We start from the raw sequence: 7,337 nt of genomic DNA on the forward strand, positions 1-7,337 counted from the left end.
CTCGCAGGATGTCCCTTTTTATCGTGCATCGTTAAAAAACGCCGCTATTACGGGCACCGCGGTTATCAATAACCCTTTTTGGTGGAGCGCCGACGAAAAATTTTTTAACAACGCATTAGCGGTTAAACTGGGCGTACCTGTACCAAAAACGGCGCTGTTACCATCAAAAGATCATCCGGCAAGCACAACCGACAGATCATTCCGTAATCTGGCTTTTCCTTTAGATTGGGATGCGATATTTGATTACGTGGGTTTCCCTGCATATATGAAACCGTTTGATGGTGGCGGCTGGCGCGATGTTTACAAAATTAGTAACAAAGAAGACCTTTGGACAAAATTCGCGGAAACCAAACAATTGGTAATGCTGCTACAGGAAGAAATTATTTTTGACGATTACTTCCGTTGTTATTGCATTGGCGGCAAGCACGTACGCATTATGCAATACGAGCCACGCAACCCGCATCATTTGCGTTACGAGCATGGTAAGGCACCGGCGTCTAAAAAAATACTGGATACCATTACCAAATATGTATTGCAACTGAACCAATACCTGGGTTACGATTTTAACACCGTAGAATTTGCAATACGCGATGGCGTACCTTACGCTATTGATTTTTGTAACCCCGCCCCTGATGCCGAAGTAACCAGCGTTGGCCAGGACAATTTTGAGTGGGTGGTAGAAACCGCTGCAAGCTATGCCATTGAACGCGCTAAAGCACAAAAAGATAACAGGGATAACCTTACCTGGGGCGAGTTTGTGAAAGCCGGCGCGGCAGGCAGGCCACTTACAGCCGAAGCAAAATCGGCTAAAACCAGTGCAAGTGTTGGCAAAGTAGACCATGCCATAACAGAAGAAGCAAAACCTAAAAAAGCAAAAGCCGCTGCACCAAAAAAGGCAGCGAAGAAATAAAACAATAAGAGCGATGGGTTTAAACCCTATCGCTATTTGCATACCCGCGTTAGGGATTGCAGCGGATACCGGCCTTGCGGCTAAGGCCTGTGCAGTATAAGCGGAAAGCCCGGGCCGAAGGCAACGCTAAAATGAATTTAATTTAATAGACCCGTCAGTGGATAAGGCAAAAAGAGACGAAAAATTAGAGGATGATATACGACAATATGGCTTACAAGTACTGCACATATTAGAAGATGAAAGTGGGCCGGGCTTTAGTTATTCAATAGGACTTTTTAAAACTTACGGTCATGCCGAAATAATAATGGTGGGCCTTAAACAGGATTTGATGCATATATTAATCAATGATATGGCTGAAGAAATAAAAAAAGGGAAAACATACAGTCCTTTTGAATTTGAAGCTGATATCCTGGATGATTTTGATTGCTACATTATTGATGTAGACAAACCTTATTACTACAGTTATGCACGGCAGGCACAAAACTATTATGGGGGAGATGATTTCCCTTTGATACAATGCATCTATCCAACAGTAAAAGGCATTTATCCATGGGAGGATGAATGGCCGGAAAATATAAAAGATTTACAACCAATTTTAGGTTCAATTAACCAATAACCCCTAACCAATTATGAACGAGTTCACCTTAGGTGTTGAAGAAGAGTTTATGGTGATTGACCCTGTGACCAGGGAGTTGCAATCGCATGATCAAAAAATTGTTGACAGCGCGCAAAAAATACATGAAGACCAGGTAAAGGCTGAAATGCACCAGGCTGTTGTGGAGGTGGGCACCCACATTTGCCGTAATACCGAAGAAGCACGGAAAGAAGTCGGCAAGCTACGCACTACAGTGGCACATTTGGCCGGCGATATTGGGCTGCGCATTGGCGCTGCAGGTACGCATCCCTTCTCGCATTGGCAGCACCAGTTGATAACAGACCACCCGAGGTATTTTGAGATTGTAGATGAGCTGCAGGAAGCCGCACGATCAAACCTTATTTTTGGTTTGCATGTGCATGTGGGCATCCAGTCGCGGGATATGGCTATACATATTGCTAACCAGGCCAGGTATTTTCTCCCTCACGTTTACGCGCTATCTACCAATTCACCCTTCTGGGAGGGCAGAAATACGGGCTATAAATCGTTCCGTACCAAGGTATTTGATAAATTCCCGAGGACGGGTATCCCCGATTATTTTGACAGCATTGAAGATTACGACAGGTACATCAAATTGCTGGTGAAAACCAATTGTATTGATAACGCCAAAAAGATCTGGTGGGACCTACGGGTGCACCCGTTCTTTGAAACCATTGAGTTCCGTGTGTGCGATTGCCCAATGCTGATAGACGAAACCATGACCTTTGTGGCATTATTTCAATGTATTTGTGCTAAATTGTATAAACTCAGGCTGCAAAATATGAAGTTTATCACCTACAACCGTGCGCTTATTAATGAAAATAAATGGCGCGCCGCCCGATATGGTATTGATGGCAAAATGATAGATTTTGGCAAGGAGCTTGAGGTAAATACCCGGGCCCTGATCCTGGAACTATTAGACTTTGTAGATGATGTGGTAGACGACTTGGGCTGCCGCGATGATTTGCAATACGTACACAAGATATTGGAGAATGGAACAGGCGCCGACAGGCAGCTGGCCATTTACAATCAAAACAATAACTTTGCAGATGTGGTGGACTACATTACATCGCAAACTTTAAAGGGAATATAAGAGAAAATGAACACAGATAAACCGGAAGTGAGAGTAGCCATATTAGACCTGTACGACGGGGTGGCTAACGAAGGGATGCGTGGTTTCCGGGATATACTGGACCGTTACAGGGTGCAACACAACCTTGATTTAAGTTACCATATTTTTGACGTACGCCGCAAAGGCCAGGTGCCTGATACAAGTTTTGATGTGTATATATCAAGCGGCGGGCCGGGCAGTCCGCTGGATAGTGAGGGTACCGAATGGGAGAAGAAATACTTCCGCCTGATTGATAAACTGGAAGCACACAATAAGAGCGATGATCTGCAGAAGAAGCATGTTTTTTTTGTATGCCATTCGTTCCAGTTGATGTGCCGTAAATATGCGTTGGGCGATATTAATCTGAGGCGTTCACCATCTTTCGGGATATTACCGGTACACTTAACTGAGGCCGGTAGTAACGAAGGCGTTTTTGAAGGCCTTACCGACCCGTTTTATACAGTAGATTCGCGCAGCTGGCAGGTGATCAATCCCAATAGGGAGCGCTTTAAAGAGCTGGGTATGGAAGTATTGGCGCTGGAGAAAGAGCGCCCCTATGTTGACCTTCCCCGCGCTATAATGGCCATCCGTTTTAACGAATACTTTTTCGCAACACAATTCCATCCCGAAGCAGATGCGTACGGTATAAAAAACATGTTGCTGCGTGAGGATAAGAAGGACGAAGTAATAAACGAACACGGCGAGAACAAATACAAAGAAATGCTGGAACGGTTAGATGACCCGGATAAAATAGCAAGTACACAAAAAACCATCATCCCTAATTTTTTGGATGAAGCGATTTTGAGGTACCAGGAACAGTACAGCAACCTATCCTAACTTGTAATGAAAAAAATCATAGGACTTTTCTTTTTGCTTGCCGCTATTTCAGCTAAATCGCAAAATGGCGAAAATCATCAGGTTGAACCTAAAGGCGTTTATAAAGAAATAAATACAACACGGGATAGTAAAATCATGGAACAATTAATGAGTGAGAGCTTTACTCAGAAGCAAAGTCTTATTGATTCCGTTCAAAAAAATCCAAACATATATATTCCACCAGTTTTATATGCTTTATCATATGCCCTTTTTCAGAAAAACAAAAAAGATGATGCAACCTATTGGTTTTATCTTGCACAACTAAGGGCCCGGTACGATGTTAACAGATGCGCTGATAAAACAGCATCTGCGGCTCAATACAACCAACTATTTGGCCCGAGCATTAACGAATATGCCTTTGCCAATCTTGATATGTTAGAGAAAACTATTCCAAAGATTATAGCCTTTGTTGAAAGTAACGACGAGCTTTACGACCAACGCTGGATAAATTTAAGTGGAATGGATGCAATGTCGGCAAGTTTAGGGGGCAAAGCCGAACCTAAAAACTTAAGTATTGATAAGGCCCAATGGCCAAAAATAAAATCAGAAACAATAAAAGATTATTCCGACGGATTTAATGAAGCCTTAGCATCATTTAAAAAGAAGAATTAAACATATTGCTTATGAATCCAACTATCAGAACAACTTTCAACCAAAACTTTACCGAGGAAAAGTATGCTGATTTTTTGGTAGACCTTAATGCCGGCCTTAAAAATTCTGTTGAGTTTCGCATTGCAGAAACGCCTGTTTTTTTAACGGATGATTTTAGAGATAAGCTTTTACAGGCTGGGGAGGCGATAATAGAAACCATATTAAAACCCGGCTTTAAAGAATTAAGCGAACGTGCCATCCCCGAAAAATGGCGGGTAGCTAACGAGAACGGCCACTCGCATTTTATAGCGTTAGATTTTGGGGTTTGCAAGGATAATGCGGGTAATATTGTGCCGAAATTAATAGAGATGCAGGGCTTCCCTTCGCTATATGGGTTTCAGGTGCATCTGGCAGAAAACTACAGGCATGCCTTTAATATCCCCGGCAACCAAACCATCTTTTTTAATGGACTAAGCAAAAGCAGCTACTTAGAGCTGCTAAGAAAAACCATCATAGGCCCCTATCAGCCGGATGAAGTGGTGCTGATGGATGTAGATGCTCCCAACCAAAAAACCGCTGTCGATTTTTATATAACCGAGGGTTATATCGGTATCTCGGTTGTTTCCCTTGCCGACTTGATACAGGAAGGCGACCAGCTGTTTTATAAAACTGCCGCGGGCGAAAAGAAACGCATTCGCCGTATATATAACCGCTTAATATTTGACGAGATAGAAAGCGACCCTGACATATTAAAAACGGTAGTAGATATACGCCAGCCGCTTGATGTAGAATGGGTAGCTCATCCAAACTGGTTCTATCGCATCAGTAAGTTTACCATGCCCTTTTTAGAAGGCGATCACATCCCTAAAACACACTTTTTGCACGAGGTAAGCGAAATGCCCGAAGACCTGCAAAATTATGTACTTAAGCCCCTATTCTCATTTGCCGGGCAAGGTGTCATCATTGATATTATGGATGGCGATATTGAAAAGATAAAAGACCCCGAAAATTGGATACTGCAGGAAAAAGTTACCTACGAACCCGTATTGCAGGCACCGGATGGCGGCGTAAAAATGGAGATCCGCCTGCTTTATTTATGGCCCGATGGCGATGCCAAACCTACACTTGCCGTAAACCTTTCCAGGCTAAGCCGTGGTAAAATGATAGGTGTTAGGTACAATAAAGATTTTGACTGGGTAGGCGGCACAGTAGCATTTATGCATAAATAAAAGCAAGAAAATATGGGGCACCTATGGAGCCCATTATATCTTTATTATCTTTCTATAAGCACGAAACTCCTACGAAGTTAAAATGAAGAAAGCTCCGTTAGGAGCACCCTGTTTATAGAAAACCTAACGGCCAACATCAGGCTCCGTAGGGGCCTCCTTTAAAAGAGTTGATTGGCCTGGCAATGATCTGCCGCCTTAAAGGAAATAAACTTTATACTATTTTTATAATGTATACGTATATAAATAAAGTATTAATTTTGCGACATGAACATACAGGCAATTATTATCATTGTATTATTTATTGCAGCAGTTTTTTACGTTGGCCGTTTACTGTATAAAAGCTTGTTTTCTAATAAAAGCTGCGGCAGCAATTGTAAATGTGGGGTTGATCTTTCTGCTATTGATGCAGCTAAACAAACCAAATAATTGCATTGTTATCTTGTCATTAAATTTAATATTTTAAAGCCCCTTCATGTCTTCTAATAAGCAGATATTTCAAGCCGATAACCCCGGCAGGTGGAACCGTTTTAAATGGCTTAGCCGTATTATATTAGTCATATTAATTGTTGGTGCTGTTGCGGCTGTTATAACAGTTACCTCAACCGAGTATCCTATACTCCCTAACCTTGACCCGGCTCCAAAAAAAATATCGAAGAAAGAGCTCGAGGAGCTAAAAAAATCAAAAAAATACAAAGATTTTAAAATAGAAAAGGCCGAAATAGAAGTATTGGCCAAAGCAAGGCGCCTGCATCAGCTTAAACACCCCAATAACGACAATCGCATAAACGCCGGCTTTTATAAAGCCTGGGAACCACAGGCCTATTACTCTCTTAAAGATTTTTTGCCCCGCCTGGATATGGTAGTTACCGAGGGCTTTTCCTTTTCGCCCAATGCCGATACAATTAAAATGACTATTGATACCGGCCTTATCAATCTTAACAAAAAATACAAAAAACAGGTACTGGTAACGCTATCTAATTATGTTAATTATGATAACGTAAGGGGTGGTTATGACAGTAAAGATGTTGCACGGATCTTTAAAAATAAAAAACTGCGTATAGCATTCATTAACAACCTTGCAGCTAAACTTCAGCATTATAATTTTAATGGTATAAATGTAGACCTGGAAGATATAAAAGATCGTAACAGCAAAGAGTATATTGCTTTCCAGAACGATCTTTACCGGATATTCCACGCCAAAAATTTACTGGTAACGCAAAATGTTCTTCCTAATGACGAAGAGTACGACTTAAAACGATTACAACACGTTAACGACTTTTTGTTTGTAATGGCTATTGACCAGCATTACGATGGCAGTAACGCGGGCGATGTATCGCACCAGCATTGGGTAGAAGAAATTCTGGACCAGGTGTGCACTACCATACCAAGCGAAAAAGTTATACTTACTGTTGCAGCGGGTGGTTACGATTGGCCCGAAAGTAGTGTGGGTACCGCTATTGGTTATCCGCAAGCCATTAGTACGGCGCAAGAAAAAGGCAGCAAAATAGTTTACGACCCGCAGTCGGCAAATTTGCATTATACTTACCTGGGTACCGATAGTCTTAACCACACTGTTTATTTTGCCGATGCTGCTACAAACTTCAATATCATCCGCATGGCAGATGATTGGGCTACCGGTGGTGTTGCCTTGTGGCGCCTTGGTGCAGAAGACCCGCGCTTATGGACATTTTTCCAAAAGAACCTTTCAATTGATTCGTTAAGAAAAACCGGTATCGAATTAAAGAGACTGGACACCGTTGGCTTAAATAGCAAGATAGATTATGCCGGTGTAGGCGGCGAGGTGTTGGATCTGGTAACCGTGCCACATACAGGCAAAATTAATGTATCGCTTGATAAGTTGACCTATACAATTACCAATCAAAAATATATAGAGTTACCCACCAAATACGTTATACGCCGTTATGGGTATAAGCCAGGTAAAGTAGTTTTAACCTTTGATGATGGGCCCGACCCGGATTTTACCCC

At 42.1% G+C, this 7,337-nt stretch carries 8 protein-coding genes; all 8 read left to right on the plus strand.

Features of this window, described 5'->3' with window-relative positions:
• Positions 1–910, plus strand: a 910-nt coding sequence (locus JWQ85_RS12740; protein ID WP_299468502.1) for a hypothetical protein, incomplete at its 5' end; no start/stop codon positions are given.
• A 157-nt stretch (positions 911–1,067) separates the two neighbouring features.
• Positions 1,068–1,526, plus strand: coding sequence for a DUF4262 domain-containing protein (locus tag JWQ85_RS12745; RefSeq protein WP_299468504.1), 459 nt, complete (start codon positions 1,068–1,070; stop codon positions 1,524–1,526).
• Between the two features lie 13 nt (positions 1,527–1,539).
• The gene (locus JWQ85_RS12750; protein WP_299468506.1) at positions 1,540–2,637 is read left to right on the plus strand and encodes a carboxylate-amine ligase; all 1,098 of its coding nucleotides are present in this window, start codon (positions 1,540–1,542) and stop codon (positions 2,635–2,637) included.
• Between the two features lie 6 nt (positions 2,638–2,643).
• Complete coding sequence (locus tag JWQ85_RS12755; RefSeq protein ID WP_299468508.1) at positions 2,644–3,492, plus strand: GMP synthase; 849 nt, start codon at positions 2,644–2,646, stop codon at positions 3,490–3,492.
• Positions 3,493–3,498: 6 nt separating this feature from the next.
• Entirely contained in the window at positions 3,499–4,143 is a 645-nt protein-coding gene (locus tag JWQ85_RS12760; protein ID WP_299468510.1) for a hypothetical protein, read from the plus strand.
• A gap of 11 nt (positions 4,144–4,154) precedes the next feature.
• Complete coding sequence (locus tag JWQ85_RS12765; RefSeq protein WP_299468512.1) at positions 4,155–5,351, plus strand: hypothetical protein; 1,197 nt, start codon at positions 4,155–4,157, stop codon at positions 5,349–5,351.
• Positions 5,352–5,615: 264 nt separating this feature from the next.
• Positions 5,616–5,777 carry a FeoB-associated Cys-rich membrane protein gene (locus tag JWQ85_RS12770; RefSeq protein ID WP_299468514.1) on the plus strand — a complete coding sequence of 54 codons (162 nt, stop codon included), beginning with the start codon at positions 5,616–5,618 and terminating at the stop codon, positions 5,775–5,777.
• Between the two features lie 46 nt (positions 5,778–5,823).
• Positions 5,824–7,337 (plus strand): glycosyl hydrolase family 18 protein (locus JWQ85_RS12775; protein WP_299468516.1); only part of this gene is annotated, 1,514 nt, incomplete at its 3' end.

Origin of the sequence: Mucilaginibacter sp., assembly GCF_028288105.1 — a bacterium.
Taxonomy (GTDB): domain Bacteria; phylum Bacteroidota; class Bacteroidia; order Sphingobacteriales; family Sphingobacteriaceae; genus Mucilaginibacter.

Bases quoted from the DNA above. Each gene is read 5' to 3' on its own strand.
- JWQ85_RS12750 (WP_299468506.1), top strand. From the start codon at position 1,540: ATGAACGAGTTCACCTTAGGTGTTGAAGAAGAGTTTATGGTGATTGAC.
- JWQ85_RS12755 (WP_299468508.1), top strand. From the start codon at position 2,644: ATGAACACAGATAAACCGGAAGTGAGAGTAGCCATATTAGACCTGTAC.
- JWQ85_RS12760 (WP_299468510.1), top strand. From the start codon at position 3,499: ATGAAAAAAATCATAGGACTTTTCTTTTTGCTTGCCGCTATTTCAGCT.
- JWQ85_RS12765 (WP_299468512.1), top strand. From the start codon at position 4,155: ATGAATCCAACTATCAGAACAACTTTCAACCAAAACTTTACCGAGGAA.
- JWQ85_RS12770 (WP_299468514.1), top strand. From the start codon at position 5,616: ATGAACATACAGGCAATTATTATCATTGTATTATTTATTGCAGCAGTT.